Source organism: Photobacterium ganghwense (assembly GCF_003025595.1).
GTDB lineage: Bacteria > Pseudomonadota > Gammaproteobacteria > Enterobacterales > Vibrionaceae > Photobacterium > Photobacterium ganghwense.
In genome coordinates this window covers 29,978-51,516 of sequence record NZ_PYMI01000003.1, presented here as the reverse complement: position 1 = coordinate 51,516, position 21,539 = coordinate 29,978, and the positions used below count along the sequence as shown (strand labels likewise).

Annotated in this window: 19 protein-coding genes, 1 other RNA gene and 1 pseudogene; 4 read left to right on the top strand and 17 right to left on the bottom strand. The window is 44.6% G+C overall.

What is annotated here, in order from left to right:
* Positions 1 to 8: 8 nt before the first annotated feature.
* The 6 genes from C9I92_RS10765 to C9I92_RS10740 form a co-directional block, all read right to left on the bottom strand.
* The gene (locus C9I92_RS10765; RefSeq protein WP_047887340.1) at positions 9 to 2,072 is read right to left on the bottom strand and encodes a type I-F CRISPR-associated protein Csy2; all 2,064 of its coding nucleotides are present in this window, start codon (positions 2,070 to 2,072) and stop codon (positions 9 to 11) included.
* A 5-nt stretch (positions 2,073 to 2,077) separates the two neighbouring features.
* Positions 2,078 to 3,295, bottom strand: a complete 1,218-nt coding sequence (locus C9I92_RS10760) for a TniQ family protein (protein WP_047887341.1) — start codon at positions 3,293 to 3,295, stop codon at positions 2,078 to 2,080.
* A 150-nt stretch (positions 3,296 to 3,445) separates the two neighbouring features.
* The gene (locus C9I92_RS10755; protein WP_047887342.1) at positions 3,446 to 4,795 is read right to left on the bottom strand and encodes a hypothetical protein; all 1,350 of its coding nucleotides are present in this window, start codon (positions 4,793 to 4,795) and stop codon (positions 3,446 to 3,448) included.
* A 381-nt stretch (positions 4,796 to 5,176) separates the two neighbouring features.
* Positions 5,177 to 5,944 carry a hypothetical protein gene (locus tag C9I92_RS10750; RefSeq protein ID WP_047887343.1) on the bottom strand — a complete coding sequence of 256 codons (768 nt, stop codon included), beginning with the start codon at positions 5,942 to 5,944 and terminating at the stop codon, positions 5,177 to 5,179.
* 781 nt (positions 5,945 to 6,725) lie between these two features.
* Complete coding sequence (locus tag C9I92_RS10745; RefSeq protein WP_047887344.1) at positions 6,726 to 7,112, bottom strand: hypothetical protein; 387 nt, start codon at positions 7,110 to 7,112, stop codon at positions 6,726 to 6,728.
* Entirely contained in the window at positions 7,105 to 7,980 is an 876-nt protein-coding gene (locus C9I92_RS10740; RefSeq protein ID WP_047887345.1) for a hypothetical protein, read from the bottom strand. The genes C9I92_RS10745 and C9I92_RS10740 overlap by 8 nt, the downstream gene beginning before the upstream one ends.
* Positions 7,981 to 8,313: 333 nt before the next feature.
* Here C9I92_RS10740 and C9I92_RS10735 point away from each other — a divergent pair.
* Positions 8,314 to 8,493, top strand: a pseudogene (locus C9I92_RS10735) (IS110 family transposase); the annotation flags it as partial.
* A gap of 227 nt (positions 8,494 to 8,720) precedes the next feature.
* Here C9I92_RS10735 and C9I92_RS10730 read toward each other — a convergent pair.
* Positions 8,721 to 9,668 (bottom strand): DMT family transporter, encoded by a 948-nt coding sequence (locus tag C9I92_RS10730; RefSeq protein WP_047887346.1) that lies wholly within the window; start codon positions 9,666 to 9,668, stop codon positions 8,721 to 8,723.
* A gap of 102 nt (positions 9,669 to 9,770) precedes the next feature.
* Between C9I92_RS10730 and C9I92_RS10725 the strand changes: the two genes are divergently transcribed.
* Complete coding sequence (locus C9I92_RS10725) at positions 9,771 to 10,676, top strand: LysR family transcriptional regulator (protein WP_084712688.1); 906 nt, start codon at positions 9,771 to 9,773, stop codon at positions 10,674 to 10,676.
* Positions 10,677 to 10,780: 104 nt separating this feature from the next.
* On the opposite strand, the gene C9I92_RS10720 is transcribed toward C9I92_RS10725, so the two are convergent.
* The 7 genes from C9I92_RS10720 to C9I92_RS10690 all read right to left on the bottom strand — a co-directional run bounded on the left by C9I92_RS10720 (position 10,781) and on the right by C9I92_RS10690 (position 15,805).
* The gene (locus C9I92_RS10720; RefSeq protein ID WP_047887348.1) at positions 10,781 to 11,083 is read right to left on the bottom strand and encodes a helix-turn-helix domain-containing protein; all 303 of its coding nucleotides are present in this window, start codon (positions 11,081 to 11,083) and stop codon (positions 10,781 to 10,783) included.
* A gap of 70 nt (positions 11,084 to 11,153) precedes the next feature.
* Positions 11,154 to 12,170 carry a TniB family NTP-binding protein gene (locus C9I92_RS10715; RefSeq protein WP_047887349.1) on the bottom strand — a complete coding sequence of 339 codons (1,017 nt, stop codon included), beginning with the start codon at positions 12,168 to 12,170 and terminating at the stop codon, positions 11,154 to 11,156.
* Positions 12,170 to 13,489 carry a Mu transposase C-terminal domain-containing protein gene (locus C9I92_RS10710; protein WP_053061935.1) on the bottom strand — a complete coding sequence of 440 codons (1,320 nt, stop codon included), beginning with the start codon at positions 13,487 to 13,489 and terminating at the stop codon, positions 12,170 to 12,172. The genes C9I92_RS10715 and C9I92_RS10710 overlap by 1 nt, the downstream gene beginning before the upstream one ends.
* Positions 13,465 to 14,037, bottom strand: a complete 573-nt coding sequence (locus C9I92_RS10705) for a hypothetical protein (protein WP_053061936.1) — start codon at positions 14,035 to 14,037, stop codon at positions 13,465 to 13,467. Before C9I92_RS10705 ends, C9I92_RS10710 begins: the two co-directional genes overlap by 25 nt.
* The gene (locus C9I92_RS10700; protein WP_047887350.1) at positions 14,030 to 14,659 is read right to left on the bottom strand and encodes a TnsA endonuclease N-terminal domain-containing protein; all 630 of its coding nucleotides are present in this window, start codon (positions 14,657 to 14,659) and stop codon (positions 14,030 to 14,032) included. The genes C9I92_RS10705 and C9I92_RS10700 overlap by 8 nt, the downstream gene beginning before the upstream one ends.
* Positions 14,660 to 14,791: 132 nt before the next feature.
* Positions 14,792 to 14,888: signal recognition particle sRNA small type (ffs, locus tag C9I92_RS10695), an RNA gene on the bottom strand.
* A gap of 182 nt (positions 14,889 to 15,070) precedes the next feature.
* Positions 15,071 to 15,805, bottom strand: coding sequence for a VP0952 family biofilm-associated protein (locus tag C9I92_RS10690; protein WP_047887351.1), 735 nt, complete (start codon positions 15,803 to 15,805; stop codon positions 15,071 to 15,073).
* An 88-nt stretch (positions 15,806 to 15,893) separates the two neighbouring features.
* On the opposite strand from C9I92_RS10690, the gene C9I92_RS10685 reads away from it, so the two are divergent.
* Positions 15,894 to 16,199, top strand: coding sequence for an MGMT family protein (locus tag C9I92_RS10685; protein WP_047887352.1), 306 nt, complete (start codon positions 15,894 to 15,896; stop codon positions 16,197 to 16,199).
* Between the two features lie 12 nt (positions 16,200 to 16,211).
* Here the strand turns inward: C9I92_RS10685 and C9I92_RS10680 are convergent, their stop codons facing one another.
* Positions 16,212 to 16,631 carry a YbaY family lipoprotein gene (locus tag C9I92_RS10680; protein ID WP_047887353.1) on the bottom strand — a complete coding sequence of 140 codons (420 nt, stop codon included), beginning with the start codon at positions 16,629 to 16,631 and terminating at the stop codon, positions 16,212 to 16,214.
* A 188-nt stretch (positions 16,632 to 16,819) separates the two neighbouring features.
* Here C9I92_RS10680 and tesB point away from each other — a divergent pair, with 188 nt between their 5' ends.
* Positions 16,820 to 17,686, top strand: a complete 867-nt coding sequence (tesB, locus tag C9I92_RS10675) for an acyl-CoA thioesterase II (RefSeq protein ID WP_047887354.1) — start codon at positions 16,820 to 16,822, stop codon at positions 17,684 to 17,686.
* A 194-nt stretch (positions 17,687 to 17,880) separates the two neighbouring features.
* Here tesB and C9I92_RS10670 read toward each other — a convergent pair whose 3' ends face one another.
* Positions 17,881 to 19,701 carry a SmdB family multidrug efflux ABC transporter permease/ATP-binding protein gene (locus tag C9I92_RS10670; RefSeq protein WP_047887355.1) on the bottom strand — a complete coding sequence of 607 codons (1,821 nt, stop codon included), beginning with the start codon at positions 19,699 to 19,701 and terminating at the stop codon, positions 17,881 to 17,883.
* Positions 19,701 to 21,440, bottom strand: a complete 1,740-nt coding sequence (locus C9I92_RS10665; RefSeq protein WP_047887356.1) for an ABC transporter transmembrane domain-containing protein — start codon at positions 21,438 to 21,440, stop codon at positions 19,701 to 19,703. Before C9I92_RS10665 ends, C9I92_RS10670 begins: the two co-directional genes overlap by 1 nt.
* Positions 21,441 to 21,539 lie beyond the last annotated feature (99 nt).

The following is a 21,539-nucleotide window of genomic DNA, read 5'->3' as shown; positions in this document are numbered from 1 at the left end:
ACATGACCTCATGTTGCCTTTTTCATAAGCATAGCGTCATTTGCAATATCAAAGTGCCAAAAAGCCGACTGATAGAATTGCTGGCTACCTGAGAGCCTAACGTTAATGGGGTTCATACACCGAACAACACCAATGCATGGTTCGACATAACAATGGTAAGGCGCGATACTCCCTACTCGGCAATGAGGCTCTTCCAGTGGGATAAAACCCAGACCAACAGGCTTTAAGTCAGGGTCATTATCCAAACGAGAAGCCAGTTCATCAAACGAACTCACACCTTTATCATCAGGATAAACCCAACACCCACTTCGAGGTAAGCGAGCTAAAACAGAAAACAATTCACTTTGGTTGGAGTAAACCGATAACCAATCTGTTTGCTCAAACAATGATGGAGGGTGAAGCGTCCCGCCTGCAAAACGCGATGGGAACGCGGCTTGTAAAAGGGATAGTTCAGGTATTGATACTGACTCGGGTAACTGTAATTCCAGCACCAAATTCATGGTTAAGTCACCATATTTTCCATCGGTAATACCTGGTCGCTGAACATCTGATCTTTTCTTCAGATATCTCACCTTATCCGGTTCGGGAAGCTTCTTGATCTTCTGCTGATGATAGTGGGCAATAAACCAAGCACCTCGTTGAATTAAGCATTCACACTCCATCAATGCACTCAATCTTCTCTGATAGTTATGCATCAATCCCCCCAACGCTGTTAAGGCAGGTATTCCTGAAACATAAGGGTTAGACAGAAGTGAAGCGTCATGAACCACAAGTTGCTGAAGATGCAGGTACACACAATTTGGCTCAGGCGTTATAAGTGCATCTTGTTGATTTGCCATATAACGAAGCAGCCATTTCAATTGCTGTTTAATCGGAAACAAGACCTCTGGATGGTAGGCATAACGCGCCCCTCGACGATGGTATTGCAATGCTTGATGAAAACGTGTGTTTAAATCGCTAAGGACATCCGGTAAGTGTGCAATGGGCAGGTAAAGCAACTGTTCTTCTAGTGTTTCAATGGGAGAATGACGAGATTCCCCACCAATACTATCTCGCCACTCCATCATCGGAGCTAGCCATAAGGCAAGCTGCTTTCGTACAAAGCGTAATGCAGATACTCGCAGTTGTCGTCGCTGCCTCAGTGTTGGTGTAGGGTTCTCTCCCGCAATCCGACTCAATGCATCCAGAAAGCGCTTCTCTTTAATAATCGAGTGATCAAATACCTCCTTTTCACTTACCGCTCGGTACAGTGAAAAAGCTTCTGATGTTTTCTGACGAACATTAGGAGGATAATCCAGTACCCGAATATTCCCCCCTAACGCAGCAACCAAACTTCCCACACTCGCGGGATGATGATGTTCTACATTGCTCGATTTCACCTTTCGGCCAAATGCCATCTTTTGGATTTTCGATTGAACGCTGTGACTGATGACAGGGGTTAGAGCACAATAATAGCCCTGATATGGCACGCGTATTTGCGTTGAATAATCACTGACTTCAGATGGGATCTGACTAGAGGTATAGTAGGTCGAAAATATTTCCCTGAACTCCGATAACTGTTTTTTTATTATCCCTAAAGATCGAAATGCCACCTTCCATTCAGAAGGAGCATCAATCACGGTCTCAAGCAGTGACATTGCTCGGCCTTGCCAAATAAAGCGAATAGAGAAAAATTTAGCAGGATTAACCTGAGAACTGTTATGCGCCCAACCCAATGATGAAGGAAGATTGGCACTACACAAAACCCCGTCAACCTCATCTTGTTTCAGGGAGATAATGCGTTGCCCCTTTACCCGAGAATCAGGGTATTTCACATTGTGGGTATGGAACCATTGCACTTCATCAATACAACGTTGAAGGTGCTTTGTATTGGTCAGCAATGATTTGGCTAGCTTCTTATCCAAAACATCGTCTACATCTTTTCTCGGCACCGTTATATTAATAGCAATCATCAATAGCTGGCGTTCATAGCCTGTTACGTCAACGAGACATGTATAAGGCGCAAGTGCTTTTCTCAATAACTGATTGCGTTCTTCTGTATCTTGAACGAGTAGTAACTCCGATAAATGCATTGATCTCACCATGATGGAAGATAAACATCATTAGCACTGTAATCCGATGCCATCCCAGCCATACGTAACTCCACAACATGCCGTAGAAAAAACACCGCATCATTAGGCGATAACTTTGAATGCAGTTTAAAACGCACAGATGATTGCAAGTACCCTTCTTCATAAAGCCGATACACTTGTTCTGTCGAAGTTGTTAACAGGGCTGCGGCCTCCACGACCGTCAACTTCACATCAGCAATATTCGTCTCTTTGGCTTTCGGGTTATCTCGCACCAACTGCTGAAGAAAATCGATCACGGCCTTGAGGATGAAATTTTGTTGAGTATCGCTCGATGGCAATTTACGTGATGAACTCAGGAGATCGCCAAATACCTCCGAAAAGCGCGTGTGATTAAATCCTCTGACAAGTTTCATTTCAGCCTGTGTAGCCAACTCATGCAAATCACGCACAAACGCATTGGGCCACTGTGAAAAATATTCAACTGCCCGGCCAAACTCAGGTTCTTTGACCACATTGAGAGAAAGCTGAGACTGCTTGTACCGATAAAACCAAAGTAGTGCGCCTAACCAATGACTAATTGAGAGAGCATTTTGCATTTCCCCTTCAACAACAAGCTGGCTGATTGCAATTTGCTCTGATGAAGCAACATTTGTCCCTGCATCACGAAGATCAAACCCACAACTACAAGTCTCGATTTGCTCAGTATCTTGATAATTCAGAACGGCACTGCATGATGGGCAATGGAACAACATGGCAACACCATGACGATGACAGCTCTGATAAGGCTTTAAGTGCCAATATTGGCGAATGTATGGAGCTTCCGTTAAACATGCCGGACAGACAGGCGTGTAACTTTGCCGAAGAAAACAGCGAGGGATATGTATACCAGCCCGAAAGACTGACGTTAAGTTGGGGGAAAAAGTTACGGCTGAATGCAACAGCGCATGTTGCATCAATGGTCTAGCGTTCCCCTTAAACAATGAATCTAGTAGCTCAAAAGCTCGTACTCTAAAACCACTGGAATGCTTGGCATGATAAAGGTTTATCTCACACAACTGACGGGAAAGCGCCCCTGCTGCTTGATGGTCGTTATCAACGAGCCATTCCCATAGCGCACCACTCAACAACCGAAACGACTCAAAGCCATTACACTCACAAAGCCGAATCAAAAAGCTTTCAAGGGACTCATCTTGGTAGTGTTTTTCGGGATGAATGAGAAACATAGCCAACCTAAACTAAGTAATTCTTAGTTTAGGTATAGCAGAGAAATGAACTATCTACGTAAGTAGTTTTTGGACAGAAACGTGTTAGAACTAATGATCTAAAAGGTTTCTGTCGGATTAGGAAAAGTATGTTGATGCCTTGATCGTTTGTTATAACCCGTTTGATGCATCAGGGTAATAGGTAACCCCAACCTCCCATGACTTAATTTTATCCAACCAATCATGGTAGACACTTGGATACAAGTGCTGCCTAACGACACCAAGTTTTTTAAGGGCTTGTTCCAAACCCACGACTATGTCTAGTTTGTCCTCTAAATGCTGCTCTGAATTAAAATCAAGACGACTACATGGTTTTACTAAATCTCCATTCGATAAGAAGAAGTCTGGTAGTTCAAGAGCACTAAAATCATCAAAATACCAATCTTTGTCTTTAAACTGTATGGCAAGGCTATTTGCTAAATACGCTCCTTTTTCCTCTAATAGTGCCAACAACAGTTCAAATTCAAGATTATAGTGAGTTTGTAATTCATTTTTTACATCATCTATAGATTGATCCTGTCTTTGATATACTTTTAAAAGTACATTTTCCATCTCTCTTAGACTAGTTGAGTCATCGATTTTTCTAGTAGTTTCTGAGTGTATAGCTAAACACAGCAATAAAACCAGACAAAGCGAACTGCGGTGCATACCTCTAGACATTTCCATTTTCAATGTACTGATTAACTCTTCCGGTGCCCCATGAAAGATATGCCTTAAAATATACTCGGGAAATGAACCAATGAAAAAAGTTGGAGCATTTAGAGAAAACCTAGAAATTAGAATCATGATCAAAAGCTGCTGACGTAATTTTAATTCTGGAAATAATTGATTTATTAAGGCTAAAAAACATGAATATTCACTACCGTTGAGCGAACCAATATCCTCACTAACTTTTGAAGATAATAAAGCTGATGACACTATATCGACCTCTTTATCATATAGTTCACACGATAGTAATTGTTCTTGTGCATATGCATGCCCTTCCAGAAGGGATAACATGGTGATTGGTGTTGATTGAATGACATCACCATACTCGTCTAAGTAATGAATATGCACAAATACGCCACAACTTTCGTCATGTTCGAGGGAATACTTCAATTTTAGTAAGCGACGAAATTTAGAAGGCACTTTCAGCAAATGTGAGTGCATTTGAATCTCAGCATCATTTAATGAGATAACTTTTAAGTACTCTTCTGATTGGGTACTAAACCAGTTATACATCCTACACGTATACTCCATCCCCCAAAGAGTGGAGGTGCTGTCTAGCAAATGAGTTGTCTCATGTTTATAAGTCTTATATATTTCAAACTCTGTATCACTTAAGTCCGCAAGGTTAACTACTTTGATGATATCCTCAATATCTGCAGCTGTTTTCCCTGTGTAATCACTGTTGATCTGAATTTGTTGTAAACCGAAATCATACTGTCCTAAGGCTTGATCGTTAAAAATATACCTACTCAAAGGATATCCTCGTTTTAGGGTTATAACAGTGTCTTTTCAGCAGACATTGTCTTTATAATATTTTAAAAAATACAGACACTATGACAGTAACATACTGTTCTAGCAGTCATATTATTATTTGCACTCACAAACTAAAGATTCTGTCTGTATAGTCGCGATTGCTCAACTAGGCTTATAATCTGCCATGAGGGAATGTAGGTCAAGAAATGGCAAGCAGAAGCGGTCAAAAATCGGAGGCTAAATGATTTTGGGGCAGGTATGAGCTAGCCGATAGTTGGCTGACTCGATGATGGACAAAACCGTGCTGATTTTTTTGTTATTTTAGTAAATAATGAATAACCTTTAGAAAGGAAAATCCCACTCTATCTGTTTAAAATTAAACTATAATTTAACTTGTCCTTTCTCATACTTATCAATTGCAGCCACGCCCATATGAACAAACTCTGGAATTTTCATTATGTCTAGGTAATGAAATAAAAATGAGTTCCTGTTGTAACCCAAGAAAGATGATTTAGCCTTAGGCGTAGTAGTTTTAATATTATAGAAAAACTCGAAATAATAACCCAGAAAAACGAACACCCAAGCCTTGGCACCTTCATCATAAGTAATATGATGAGGCTGAATGATAAGGCTACGTAGCTTAGCTTTATCAATATACCCTGATAAATCTGTCAGTCTTCTACAATCGATATACAAATGCTTATCTTTAAACTCTATACCTGAATTTAAAGATACTCTGAGTTTTTCGGATAACGAATCAGGCAATTTTATATTTTTGTATGCCTCTACATTCGATACAGAGCATCGCCAAAGTATAGATAACAAACACATTTTTACTCTTTTTGTATCAAGATTCTCAAAAAGAACCCCTTCATCAGTCTGGCTAACAGTACATTGGCCTCTATTAGTTAAGACTTTATGTAAATAATCTTCATATTTTGAGTTTAGTTTTCTTTCACAATCATCACATAGTTGATAACTAGCCCAGCTATCAGCACAAGGTATTACAGGAATTCCCTCTTCAGTATTTACCAATACACCTTTGCCGTCACCTTGTCGAAATATAAACTTAAAATATGCATTTGGTATTGCGTGTGAATTCCTTAAGTCACGAGGGAACCGACACAATTTACATTTAGATTTAGCCATAACATCCTCAATATAACATCAGTACTCTCAACACTATACATACATTTTTAATGATGTATAAAGAAATTCTTAGAATTTTTGGGGAGAAGTTTTCGCCCCATATTACTAATAAGGAAAAATATTCAACACAAAAGCCAAAAGCCAAAAGCCAAAAGCCAAAAGCCAAAAGCCATGATAGCGATAAACCTATCGGATAAGTTTTGGTAGGGGAAAAACACATTTACAGCATTTGAATGAGCTTCTACTCTAAGTGATAAAGGGGCACAAACGAGTCAGCCTGGAACTGACTGACTCGAATCTGGACATTTCTGAGTTACGACCCATAGAGCATTCTGATTTTTCGGATTACTTCTAGTAGTACAACCATACAATCAGTCTACATGAGGCTGGCCAAATTCCGTTATCCACTACAATTAGACCTAAAAATCAATCCTACGATTCAGATTACGATAAGGAGATAAGGCAGGCATAGATTAAGGGGAGCAGGTCAGAATGTCTTCACTTACTTCGGATAACCTGAGCTTAGTTAAATCAAAGCTGGCGACTTTAATTAAATGCGATTTTAGAGTGTGGGCCAAACCACGTCAGTCATGATTGTAGTAGCTATTATTACAAATGATACGTATCAAAAGCCTACCTGTAGGAGATGGCCTTTTTTATTAGAGTGAGTATGAGACGATACAGAAGACAATGGTTTAGGTTAACTAGGAATTGATTCCGAGTTTTTTGGTATTTAGGAAGCTCGAAGTTGCATCGGTATTTTTGGTATCACTAATGTCAGTTACTCTTTCGACAAGTCACTCATGAGTGTTGATAACGGGATATAAAACATAATCCCAACTAAGAAAGTAACTATCTGAGCTATGTAAAAGTTGAAGTTAATATCAGGTATCAACTGGAATCCGATATACATTGCCATAGACAAAATAGACGCAACAAAGATGTATACCTGATAAGTGCTGAACCTATCTCTTTTCTTGTTTTTATCAGGTACATCAAGTGTCTTAGCTAGTAACTGTCCGTACATGATAGAAGTCGCTAGAGAGAAGTCAGACAGCTTTAAGAATGACATCAGCTCATTGTTAAGCATCTTTATCAAGAACAGCACCAGAAGCGGCAACGCTATGAATACCGCTTCTTTCTTCGCTGTGTCATAACTTCTAGTCATGTTCTAAGTCCAGTGTGAATTGCTCTATCTCGCTTTGCGGGACAACTCGAATCACTTTTAAAATCTCGGTTTCGTATGATACTTTTTTCTTGAGCTTGTTCGTTCTTCTCTTCGTTCTTACTTGAACATGCAAAGCATCACCAGGCCATATTTGTTCTTCATGATTCGACCATTTTTTGAACCATTTCGCGTCTGACATTTTTGCGCTGAAATTCTTAGGTTTACGTGTATTGCACTCAAAGTCCCATTGCAGATTCTCAACATAAGACGGACGACGAACAATGAACATCTCTTTAGACGGAAAAGGCTGAACAGTGTCTTCAAAAATTTGGTCTCCCGTTCGAGGGCAAGAGAAATCTTTATTGATGTCATCAAAGTCTAGTTCACGACCGAATTGAACCAAATCGGATGGTGAAAGCATACCCTTGGCTTTGTAGATTTTGTTCAATGCGTTTGCCACATCTATCAAGTGAGCATCACCCTCACAAGTGAATTGCTCAAAAGATGATTCATTTGCAGATGCTATTGTATAGACGTTATCCACGAACGTTCGTACATCACTTTCTGAATCAATCTTTTTAGCCGTGGCGATTTCTTTTCTTACGCCATTATAGATGCCGTCAAAGATGTTATTCAGCTTTGCATTGCGAATTTTGTCTTTAACCTTTGTTCCAATATCCGCGATACAAGAGCCTTCGCGAGTACTGTTTAATGAAGAAATAAACTCTATGTCTTTGCCGTAGCCTTTAATAAAAGCTTCTTGAAGCTCGTTGAACCCCTCGATGTATACAGCCATTGCGTGAAAGACTCGCTCTGGTCTTTCCTCTGTTTTGTCGAAGTCGATTCGGATTGAGTAGCCAACAGACATATAATTCTCCATTATTCAGTCTGTTAGATTTTCACCTGTAACTGGCAGTGACACAAGTAGTTTGTCGTTGCATATTAATGCTAGTTCATCAAGAGCAATAACAGGAGTGAGTGAAGTAGAGCATTAAATTTGGCCTCCTCTTTGGAGGTTCTGTTATTAACTACTTTAAAGCAAGTCGGCTTAGTTTCATCAGCAGAGTACGCGGCTGTAACTCGTCTTGGGGCACAAACGAGTCAGCCTGGAACTGACTGACTCGAATCTGGACAAAACCTTGTTAGATCACATCTGTTAATGCCATCAGTTCGGAAAAGATAAAGTATCTTGGCACCTTAAATGGCGATGATGTCTGCCATCCAATGTAACCCTGTTTTTAAGACTACATACGAACGATTACTTGCGGCAGGAAAACCCAAAAAAGTAGCCATAGTTGCCTGCATGAGAAAGATGGTTGTGATCTTAAACTCTATGCTCAGAGACGGGGTAATGTGGGATAACAATAGCGCCAAAAATTAACTATTGACGCCATAGTCTCTTGTTATACGTATACCTGACGCTGCACGTTGAAAATCGAATAGGTCACAAGCCATGTAAGGTTAGCTGTAATTTTTCAGGTGACCAACTCCATCATTCCAGTCGTAATAATTCACTGATAACTGATTAATCAAAACGTTGTTTAATGTAGATGGCGGTATTACTGCCTCAAACACTATAAGCCGCGACACCTTTGGTCATTTTCGAACTCAAGTAGAGTCTTGATTCGCTAGATCTCTTCTAGTTTGAATAGCCTTTTGATGCTTATTCAATGTACATATAACAAAACCTACAGATGTCACACCTAGAGCTAGCAGTTCACTGATTGTGATTGTTTGTTCGAACAAAACAATTGCGAGCGAGATTGATACTAGAGGTATTAGTGCAGGAAGAGTTGACGCGAGAGTTGCCCCTAAATACTTAACTGCATTAGCGAAAGTAAAAACTACGACAATTGAAGCGACCACACTCTGAACTACAATCTGCGTAACCCAATGCTCAATGGGCAGGCTAGACAGTCCAGAATGGACATTGGTAATGTAAACTGGAAAATAGATTACACCCGACACAATGTTCATCATGAAAATTGTGGAAACAAGCTCAATCTTCCACCTCTTCAACAAAATTGTGAAGGAAGACCAAGCCACCCCTGCAAGTAAAAACGCTGCTACCCCTATATTGCTTTGAGGCTCGCTACTCGAAGGGCTGTTAATCAATGAATACAAACCGAATACAATGACTAGAGTACCAATCACCTGAGCCTTGCTAACTTTCTCCCCCATCCTAGATAGCAACAACATGGTAATTACCATCGTAAATGTAGGAACCATAACACTTGCATAGGACAAAGGAGTGAGTTGCATTCCCTTATTTACTAACCAGCCATATAACGGTCCGGCTAACAGTGCGAATACTGTCGATCTCAGCCAAAATGATGATTTCGCAATTTTTCGATAGTTAATTATTACAAAAGGCAGACATATCATACCCGCGACACAATAACGAAGCATCGTTAGGTCATTGGGCAAAAAGCCATTTTGTAGTGCATTGTGCGTACTAATATTCAATGCTCCCCAGCAACTTACCGTCACGAGGCCATATCCAAGTCCTTTGGCTAAATTCCCTTTTCCAGTTTTTTTCGAGTTATTAGTGTTCATTAATTCTTCTAGATTGTGTTTTTACGAAGAGTACCCCATGCACTTGATAAAAAATATTGATATATTCTTATATATTGATGCCTAATAGTTAACAAAGTGGTCATGATGGAGCTTAGACAAATTAAGTATTTTCTCGCTGTTGCTAACTCTGGGGGGGTGAGAAAAGCATCGCAATTGTTAAATGTCACCCAGCCTGCAATCTCACGCCAAATCAGTGATCTAGAAGAGGAACTCGGGGTTCTATTGTTTGACAGGGTATCAAGAAGACTCTCACTTACGTTGGCAGGCGAATACTATAGAGAGCAAATGATTGAAATTGTTGACAGTATCGAAAATGCAACCCAAACAGTAAAAAGAGTAGCTTCTGGTTCAATAGGGAATCTAAAGTTAGGCTCAGTGGAATCTGTGTTGTGGGAAGGCATGGTTCCAAACTATCTAAGCAAGTTCAGAGAAGAAAACCCAGATATTGCGATGGAAATGGTGACAGACAACACGGTAAAACTATTAAAGCATATTGAGAAAGGGGCTTTGGACTGTGCGTTCGTGTACTTATTTCAAGATTTAGATGACTCATACGACTTTATTGAACTACGCAAAGATAAAATGACGCTCGCTTACCCTGTGTCATGGAGTGAACGTATTGGCGAGAGCATTACAGTAGAACAACTCAATTCATTGCCTTTCATTCGTTTTCCCAGAGTCTCGTATCCAGCCTTTTATGACTGGCAGGAACAGAAGTTCAAGTCTATTGGTCTATTTCCAAGTGTGTTGCACTGGGCGCATCATGAAAGCTCTATGCTCGCATTGGTTGCCGCAGGGCAAGGTGTCGCTATTGTAAATAGCAGACATGTCGCAAGGGCTTCTCCACTTATTCGATTTATACCATTAAGCGAGGTAGAACTACATTTACCTCTTTGCTTTGTTTGGAAAAACGAAAAAATAAAACCCGTTGTAAAAAGGTTATCTAATCAATTGGTAGATAGTTTAAGCCTTCTAGACATTACGTAACCTAATCCAAGAGAGAAATTGGTCTTTAACCAAGCCTACTAGCACTAACAAGGAATGGGGCAAAAATGAGTTACAGCTAGACCTACACCCATCAAGATAAGCTGTTATTTCAGTTCTTTCAGTCTTCTTAGGATTTCTTGGCGTGCCTGAACATCGAGCTTCCCAATCTCGCTAATCAACTCGGCCATCAACTCATCATCACAATAAAAGTACGCCACAGGCACGCCAAGCTCATCCGCTATGCGCTTCATGGTTTGATAGTCAGGCGTATGCTTGCCCTTCTCGTACTGATTCATCCTTGCACTTGCTGTATTCGGCTCCATACCCAAGGCCATCCCTAACTGTTGTTGAGTGTACCCTGCTGCTTTTCTGGCAGATTTAAGGCGAACAGGAATTGGGTTTGTCATAACAAGCTCTTAGCAAAATGATGATTTAGCTAAGATTGTCTTAGTATGACACCTTCAAATGTACTAAGGATTACTTAGTTTTTCTACTTTTACGCAATAGTTGCGATAAAGGAAGGCGATCTGTGTACTGAGTCGGGATAATGGCTTCAAATTCATTGTCTGCACCACTGTCGTAATGAGAGGGTAAACTCACTTCTTGCCCTTCTATTTGCTCTATCGACGCTAAGAATGGATTAGGGATGGCAGGGAATATCATACGGAAGACATCCGCTAAATGTTCATTGGTTAACGTCACCGCATTCTGAACTAAAGCCAGTTTAACGGCTTCATTTAATAATTGCTTTAAACGCCGAGTCTGGCCGTTAGAGGCAGAGAACAGAGCCAGTATCGTCTGCTTGTTATCCAGTTTTGGCAGTTCGGTAAAAGGCATTCTGGCGGCAAGCCCTTTGATAAACCGGATGAAGTGTTCTGGTTCTTCGGAGAGTTTAAAGTATGGTAATTCTCGCCTGATAAGCAGTCTTGACGCCCATTGCGGCTCATTGGCTATCTTCGCAGCCCAGGGCATGCCAACCAACACAATTGGTACTGTCGCCTCTTCACTGATGTGCTTCAAGCGCGTTGCTATCTCATTCAATGCTCGCCCTGTTTTAAACTCTACCAACTCCTGAAACTCATTAATGATAATGAGTTCTACGCAAGATGCCTTTAAGCATTTAATCAATGAGACGGTTAAGGATTGATCTTTGCTTTTCCCTTTTCGGTACGTCGCACCAAAATGGCCAAAATCTTTGAGCAATTCAATGATCGTGGATTCAAGAGTCGGTTTACTGGGGATGCGACTTGAAAGTACCAATGCTTGTTTCATTGGGTTGGTTTGAGCAAGACGCCGACAATACTCTTTGATTAAAAAAGACTTCCCAGAACCCGTATCTCCCGTGAGTAACATACATTGCTGATCACCACCAAATTGTCGGTTGTATCTCAATCGGTCAAAATCAGCCATAACCATTGTGGCTATCGGCTGCTCGACAAAAATATCAACAAACGCCTGATACTTCGCTTCATCTTCAGGAGACAAACTATCCATCAATATGGTTCCAGATCAGATATGAAATCATCCCATTCATCAGAGTCCGGCAACTGTTTGGATTCTTTCCCTTTATCTGGCATCGACAGTTCCGGTAGTGTTTCTGGTACACAACTGGTTTGAACATCGCTAGCAACACCGTTATGTTTAGCTAATCTCGCCATACCTTTTGTAGTACGTCGAGGCCTCCCTCGGTTAAGGTTCTTAATCTCGTCTGCTTCTTGTTCAATCCGATCATGAATATACATTCTGACGCGAGCCAACCCTTCTAGGTCTAGTTGACTGTCAATGAAATCTCGATGCAAGCGTTGATTAATATGATGCTGAGTGAGAGATAGGCTCTTCGTGTAACCGATAGGGTCGATGCATGGCACTTTCAAGTATTGCTGCTTATGCTCTAAATAGACATAAATGCTTGAAATATCATCAGGGTTAGTTTTCGTGAGTACGTCGATATCTCGCGAGTACATTCGGCGGTAATCCGCTAACTCTTCGCTGTCATAGCGTAACCCATGAAGGTGAATACCACCCCGTCGATGTTTGCGTAATTCTTTGATCCCTAAAACCACAGATAGCTTTTCCAGATCTTCCGGCTCATAACTAATGGGTGGCATCACCACAACCCCTTCCTGCCATTTCACATAAGGAATTGCACGCTTTCGGGAATCCGATTCATAGTGATACACATCAATAATCCATTTATGAAACAGTTCATTGAATACTGAAAAATGCATCACCGCATCTTTTCGCGGATCATACTCTTCACGCGCTAAAATATTAGAGAAGGTCTTTCCGGGAATAGTCACTAGCAACTTGCTGCCGATGGTTCTAAAAATTCGCTCCACCAACGGCTTCAACCAAGGTTTGCGAACGGGGTTATATTGAATATGAATACCAACTTCAAGGCAGGACTGCTCAAGACTCTTACTCCAAAATTCCGCCCCATTATCAACAACCAGTGACTCCATCTTGCCCTGACAATACCAGTCATGCACAACACCTGGAAATCGCTCCGCAATATCATCTTTAGGCTTTATCGCATTAAGGATGGCCTTCATTACCGAATAGTAGCTGGGTTCTTTAAACCCTAAATGAAAACCCATAATGCTTTTACTGTACTGATCAATCAGTAGTGTCAGATAAGGGCGTCCTAGCGGAATATTTAGCTCATCATCAAGTAGGATAAGATCTAATGGTGAATGGTCTATTTCAACCTTTTCCAATACTCGGCTAGGTGGTTGATGCGCATCGATCTTGTTGAATTCCATGTCAGCGAGGTATTTACCATGTCTTGCTACTGCAACCTCATAAGCTGGCATTTTTTTATTCGGTTATAGAAGCCTTTGTATGAGAGGGCTTGAACTTTCTCGCCGACAAGATGCTGATTCTCAATGCGAATAAGATCGGTGTAATACTGATAAACAGCGGAAATAGAAGGACGTTCGGGGACTAAATAACGTTCAACAGCGCGATCAAAAAATGATAATTCATTGGTTATTTTTAGATTTCGATTACCTTTACGATGCAGCTTAGGCACTAATGACGCCAACATTTTCCCAGATGATGAATAGACACTCCACCACTTCGCTAATGCTCGCCATTTTGGAGGAGGAAAGTCTATTTCTCTGGCTGCTTTTTCAATCAGTGGGTCTAAGTTTTTTTGTGTCCAGCCTCCGACAAGGTGCTTTTCAATCCATTGAAGGTATTCAATCCTACGTCTGACTTCTATTTGAATTTCATCAGGATAAGAAGCGAGGTCACGTTCGAAAAAATCATCCGTTGAACTGGGTAATGCTTCAACTGGCTCACTGCTGGATGCAACTGCCATCTCATCTTGAAAAAGTCCGGTACTGATATCTTTAGCCATTGTGTTCACTCCAAACAATGGAATGTAAACCCAATTCATCATGTACTAAATCAGCCGTTAGCATACCGGATGACACCAAGCTAAAAGCCGATTTCACCATCATCCCCTGATCAATACCTAACCGACAGGCTGCATCACTCACGCTTATTTTTCCGACCGTTTTAACCAATGACAAAAGACGGATATGTAAATCTGTAAGCGACTGAAAACCCGAATAACGGTGCAGTATCTTGAGATTATTCAAGACGGGATTCACCCTGATTTGTTTCTCTGTCACCAAAATGAGAGGAACACCAAGCGCTAAGGCTTTTTCTTGTTTCACTTTAAAACGCTGAAGAAAATCTGGACGTTGAGTTTTCACGAAAGGCTTCACTTCAATCCACTTTACCTCTTCATTTTCAAGTATTTGAAAATCTGGCGTATAAGAGCAATCTCGGCCATCAATACGATAGATGAAACCTTCCGGCTGAGCCGCAAAAGAGATGATGGATGATGAATATTCTAGGTGAAAGCAGGTATCGAACTCTAAGTAGGATTCAACCGTCATAGCCTGATTCATTTTGGCACTGACGAACTTAAAAAGATTTTTTACGCGGGAATGTTTGAGCTTTCGGCGGTACATAGTAGACCAGCCTGTTTGTTGTTAAACTACAACAAAAATAGCTTATGCACGCTTATTGTACCAATTATGCAGGGTATCAAGGAAGATATGCAGGCTTATGGTGCAAACTACAAAGCTTCAGATGGGTGGAAGCCCCACCAGCCACATCCCGGCACACACGTCATTTGCTGCGGCTGCTCCCTTCCGGGCCTGACCGAGTTCACAAACTAGTGTTGCGGGAGGACCAGCAGGGCCTCCATAGATTCGTTATCTCGAACAAAATCGTTATCTTGTCGCGAGAACGGGATGATTATCAGCCATGCATGATTGGAATGCAAGCTCTGTGATCCCCCAACAACGCCAAGTGCTTAATTATCACCCAAAACCCCGTATTTCGGGTAGTTCCTGACAAACGGCCGCCAAACCGCGGCCTCAGACTTCTTCTTCTGGATCTTCTAAGAGGTATTCGCCCAGCAATGCCCCGCCCAAAATCAGTAACCACGACACCAATACCGGGTTAGGGACATCCAGCCAAGGCGTCAGCACCAATGTCGCAAAGCCGATGGCCGGCAGAATCCAGATCATACGGGGAGCCAAATCTTTTAGCTGGCTTTTTTGCATTCCCTGAAGCGATGCAATCAGCCCGGTAATACAGAGTGCGACCAGTGCGGCGTACTCCATCCCCCCCACCCAAAGCGGAAACACCAAAAACAGCGGCCACCAAGTATTCCCGTTAACGGGACGCCAGCTACGCACCGCGACCCAAATCACGAGCACAGCGATAATCTGAACAATGGTATGAGCCGGACTACCGATCAGTTTTCCTTCGCCCTGCAATGCCATCAGACCAATGTCCATGGCCAGCACGATAGAAATCAACAGTGTCGCCAGTTGCCAGGAGCCTTTAGGGGAGAAGCTGACAGCAAAAACAGGTAACATCATGAACAAACTGATGGAAAGTGCCAGGGGCTGATCCTGTAACACGACACCATAGGAGCCGAGCCCAATTAATAACAACCAAGCAGACACACCACCTTGTGGCAACAACCACAACGCGGGAATCGCCAGCGCCAATGCCGGAAGTTCTCCCTGACTCTGCCCCAGCGCACTAACACCAACAACGGTCAACATAATGCTGACCACAACAAGCAACGCGGCATACAACATGGCAGCACCTCCTTGCGTTTCTGATAGTCGCAAGGAAATCAATCAATTATAGCGCAACTATCAACCTTTATATGGCACAGATATAAATATGGACGATTTCGCAAGTCAAATCTATAGCCAGGTTCACCAAATTCCATACGGAAAAGTCTCAACCTACGGGGATATTGCACGTTTTGCGGGTTACCCCGGTTATGCGCGCCATGTTGGCCGTCTGATGGGGTCACTGCCGGAGGGGTCTGCTCTTCCCTGGCATCGCGTGATTAATGCGAAAGGAGAGATTTCTCTGAAAGGGGAAGATTTAGTGCGGCAAAGAAACAAGTTACTGGAAGAAGGGATAGAGGTGTCGCAAGCCGGAAAAATCCGACTTGCGAGATACCGATGGGACGGACGGTGATTGCGCGTCGAATTAACGCGTACGAATCAGCATCAGTTCCAGTTTTTTCGTTTGTTGCGGGTCAGTGATCACGTGATTGGCTGTATCCGTGATAAACATCAGCTTACCGTCAACTTCAATACGCGCGCTTACTGCATAAGTAAAGCGAGGGTCGATTTCAGTACGGTCGAAGTTCAGTTCAAAAGCAAAAGGCACTTGCTTGCCGTCGGCCAGGAATGATTGGCGGCTAATTACTTCGGCCGGAGCATCCATCTTTGACACATCAGATAGCGTAACAGTAATGCGGGCATCTGCCGGTAGCGCAATACGTTCACGATACATCAAGGTCCCTGTCACTTGTTCCATATCGGCGTCCTTCTGTACCAGGGTGGTACACGCTGAAATGACCAATGCGGTAATCAATACCGTAATCAGCGCAAAAACCTTTTTCATAGTGTCTCCTGTCGAAACTTGTCGGTAGGTTCTGTGACAAGTCCGTAAATTCAATACTAAATCAGATGATTTATCATTTATCATTTAACAAAATTGATATCTTTAAAAGAGATACCGCGTTTTCAGCCCATACTTGAAGCCAATCAGGTATGAGCGGGCGCAAGCATAACATGATTTTGGGAGATCCGATGAGTAAAGAGCTGAATGAACTTCTCAATCTGTTACAGCTCGAACAGATTGAGCAGGGATTATTCCGTGGCCAAAGTGAGCATTTAGGCTTACCACAGGTATATGGTGGCCAAGTTCTCGGGCAAGCTCTGTCCGCCGCCAAAGAAACGGTCGAAGAGGATCGCCAGGTACATTCTTTCCACAGTTACTTCCTGCGCCCGGGCGATCCGCACAAACCTATTATTTATGATGTGGAAACCCTGCGCGATGGCGTTAGCTTCAGCACCCGCCGCGTAAAAGCGATTCAGTATGGCCGCCCGATTTTCTATATCACCGCGTCTTACCAAATCGAGGAAGAAGGATTCAGCCACCAGGCCGAGATGCCGCAGGTTCCTTCTTTTGACACCCTGAAATCGGAACGGGAACTGGTGCACGAGATTGCGCACCTGCTGCCGAAAGCGGCTCTGGATACATTTGGCCGTGAGCGCCCGATTGAAGTTCGTCCGGCCAACGTCATCAATCCGCTGGATCCGAAACCAACCGAGGCCAAACAATATCTATGGATTAAAGCTAACGGAGAAATGCCGGACGACCCACGTATTCACCAGTACTTGCTGGCTTATGCCTCTGACTGGGGATTTTTGGTCACCGCTTTGCAACCGCATGGCGTAACGTTATTTTCTCCGCGCATGAAAGTGGCCACCATTGACCATTCCATGTGGTATCACCGTCCGTTTCGCATGGATGAGTGGTTGCTTTACGCGATTGAAAGTCCGTCGGCCAGTGGTGCCCGCGGCTTTGTCCGTGGTGAGATCTTCAACCAGAAAGGGGAACTGGTCGCTTCCGCAGTACAGGAAGGCTTGATGCGCCACACCGGCAAATCGTGATCCTGGCATAACCCCCACAAGGCGTAGTCAGTCAGGTAGACCACGCAATATGAGAGCGTCAACATACAGAAACGGCGCAAAAACAAAAGAAGAAGAATAAAGAAAAGGCGGCTCACAAGCCGCCTTACGTTTTTCAGTTGCTATCAATAGTTAATTCCACCCATCGCATATGCTTGCGATTCCGGCAAAAGCGCTTATGCGCCCATTCGGGTCTCGGCACAACTGTCCTGACTTTCCGCTTCCAATTGCTGCAAGTGCTCGCCGGCCTGCTGCAACTGATACATTTGCCAGTAATGACCTTGCTGCATTAGCAGATCTCGGTGGGTGCCGCGCTCTGTCACATGGCCATGACTCAGCACCAGGATTTCATCAGCCTCCATGATGGTCGACAACCGGTGGGCAATCACCACGATACTCATGTCCTGACGCAGCTTATCCAGAGCCTGCTGAATATGCTGCTCCGTACCGGAGTCAATATTGGCGGTCGCCTCATCCAGAATCAGGATTTTCGGCTTAGCCACCAGCACCCGAGCCAGCGCCAGCAACTGTTTCTGACCAGCCGATAAACTGGCCCCACCGCTGCCAAGAATGGTATCCAGCCCCTCGCTGTACTGACGCACCTGCTCCGCCAGACCGACCTGCTCAAGGGCTCCCCAGAGTTGCTCATCGGCTGTTTGTCCTTCAAGAAGCGTCAGGGTTCGTCCCAGTGTGATATTCTCGCGAACGCTATCACTCAGGATATGCGGATCCTGTTGCACCATCGCAATTCCCTCACGCAGTACCGCGTGAGACAAACTGTCCAATGGCCGTTCATCCAGCAGCACCTGCCCCTGCGTTGCCGGGTAAAATCCCATCATTAGCGATGCCAGCGTACTCTTACCGCTTCCGGTATGCCCGACCAGAGCCAGAAAGCCGCGATGAGGCAAGGTCACCTGGATATTCTCCAGCACGTTCTGCTTGCCGTCGTAACTGAATGTCAGATCCTGACAAGTTAATACACCACTACGAAGAGCGTTCTCATCCTTCCCATACTGCTGCTGCGGAGCATCAATGAATCCGAAGATCCGCTCACTGGCGACCAGCGCCTGCTGCAACAAAGACAGCTGTTGAGTCAGTTCGATCAGCGGCTCGGTCACCCGTCCTAGATAACTGATGAAAGCATACAAGACCCCCACCCCGATCAGCTCCACCCCACTGACGCCGAACACGGCCACCAGAGAAATCAATGCCACCCCGGAGAGAAAGTCGATCAGCGGACGCAGCAAAAAGCCATTGAGTTTAGTCACACCGATCTGCGCATCCAGATGTTGCTCGGTCAGTTCAGAGAACTGCTGATAAAACGCTTTTTCCTGGCGCATCAACTGAACCAGACTCATCCCCTGAATGGTTTCGCTCATCGCGGCATTGATATCAGTCAGCAGATCCCGCATCCGGCGATACGCCGCGGCGCTTTTCCGCTGGTACAGCACCATGATGCCAACCACAATCGGCAACAGGATCAGCACCACCACGGTCAGTCGCCAGCTAATCATACTCATGACCACAACCATGACAGACACCAGCGCCACGTTCTTCATCACAGTGCCAATAACATGGACATAAAAATCTTTGATCGATTCCGTGTCATTGGTGATCCGTGAGATCAACTTACCGGACGGCATGTAATCAAATGCCGCAAGCGGCTGGTTGAGGATCCGGCCAAACAGCTGCTTGCGGATCGTCTGCACCACGCCAATTGCAATCTGGTTAAAACGCATGGCTTGCTGGTAACGGAACCAGGCGGTGGCGATATTCAGCACCACATAGGTCACAGCCAGCAGGACGACCTCCTTAACCGGGAAGTCATCTCTCGCGATGTTGTTATCAATGAAATGCTGGATTAACCAAGGGCCTGACACATCGGCTATCGTGGCAGCCAGCAGCAGACCCATGGCCACTCCCAGCTTTTTTTTGTCTGCCAGCGCGTAGCTTAGCAAGCGCCGGATAATACGCGTATTTGTTGCCTGATCTGCCATTACGCCTCCTCAATGGCCTGCTCTAGTTTCTGGTAGCGATACATTTCGGCATACCAGTTCTCTTCCTTGATTAAGGAGGAATGCGTCCCCTGCTCGGCAACCCTGCCCTGCTGTAACACCAGAATCATGTCGGCCTCTTCCAGCGCCGTCAGGCGGTGGGCAATCACAATGACCGTTTTACCGCGCTGCTGGCGTAAATTGGTCAGGATTCGATGCTCGGTTTTGCCATCGACCGCAGACAGGGCATCATCAAGGATCAAAATCTCGGCATCGAGCAACAGCGCCCGAGCGATGGCGATCCGTTGCTTCTGACCACCAGACAGGGTGATCCCCTTTTCCCCCACCAGCGTCTGATACCCTTCCGGAAACTGCATGATGTCGCTGTCGATACACGCCGCTTCCGCCGCCGCCCGAATTTGTGCCATCGAAGCCTCCGGCCGACCCAATGCGATATTATCTGCAATCGAGCGCGAGAACAGGAACGGAGTCTGGCTAACCACAGCAAACCGGCTGCGCCACTGATCAAGATTGGCTTCGCGCAGGGCAACGTCGCCATAATGAATCGTGCCATCGGTCAGCTCCTGCTGACGCAGTAACAAGGCAAGCAACGTCGATTTACCACTGCCAATCGGCCCTGCCAGCCCCAGCATCTTGCCGCTTTCCAAGGTGAATGACACATCCGCCAACGCAGGTTGTTTTTGCTCCGGCCAGTAAAATTGCGAGATCGCCACCTGCAGAGGTTGCCGTTGTTTAGTCAGTTGCTGCTCACCGCTGACTATCTCCGGATGCTGATCAAACAGCTGCTTCAGACGGTTCCAGGCGGCGGAGCCGCGCTCCAGAATATTGAACAGCCAGGCCATTGCCAGCATCGGCCAGATCATCAGTCCCTGATACAGGGTAAAGGCCGTTAAATCGCCGAGTGACAACCGGTCGTGGTGAACCATGTAAGCACCGCCGGCGATGCTGAGGAAGAAAGACATCCCAATCGCCAGCTGGATCACCGGGTCAAACTTGGCATCCACCCGTGCGACGCCGAGGTTTTTATCCCCGACAAAATCTGTCACGGCCGCAAAGTCTGCCTGCTGACGTTTCTCCAGGCCAAATGCCCGAATCATTCGCACCCCATTCAGACTTTCCTGCGTTTTGTCCATCAGATCCGAAAAAGCGGCCTGAGACGCTGAAAAGCGGCTGTGCAACTGACGTCCGAGAAAGAACACCGCTATCGCCATCAGAGGCATAGGTGCCAGTGCCAGCAAGGTTAGCTCCCAGCTCAGCATCGTGGTCATGACGAACAACACCGCGATGCCGGTGATCAGGGAATCCGCCGCGGTCAGCACCCCTTCCCCGGCGGTCATTACTACGGCGTTGACGTCATTGGTTGAACGGGCCATCAGGTCCCCGGTTTTATGACGTTCAAAAAACACCGGAGGGTGAAAAGAGAAATGTTTATACAGGCGATTGCGCAGCACGGTGCCCATCTCTGCAGCCGCACCAAACAGCCAGACCCGCCAGATGATGCGCAAAAAATACACAAAAAACCAAATCGCGACCAAACCACCCAGCCAGCCAAACATGACGGTCAGGCTCATTTCTCCGGCCACCACGTCATCGACAATCCAACCGATCGCCCGGGGCGGTAACAGCTCAAACAAAGAAACCAGGATCAGAATACCGATAGCGCCGCCGTAACGGCGCCATTGCTGGCGGAAATACCATCTCAGCTGCCAGAAAACCTGCATAGTCCCTCCACAGAAACAGGCAATGCCTTCATTTATGATGAATCAAAGTTGGTCAGAGCAGCAATTGCCCTGTAAGACAAACTCAGAAGACGAGATACG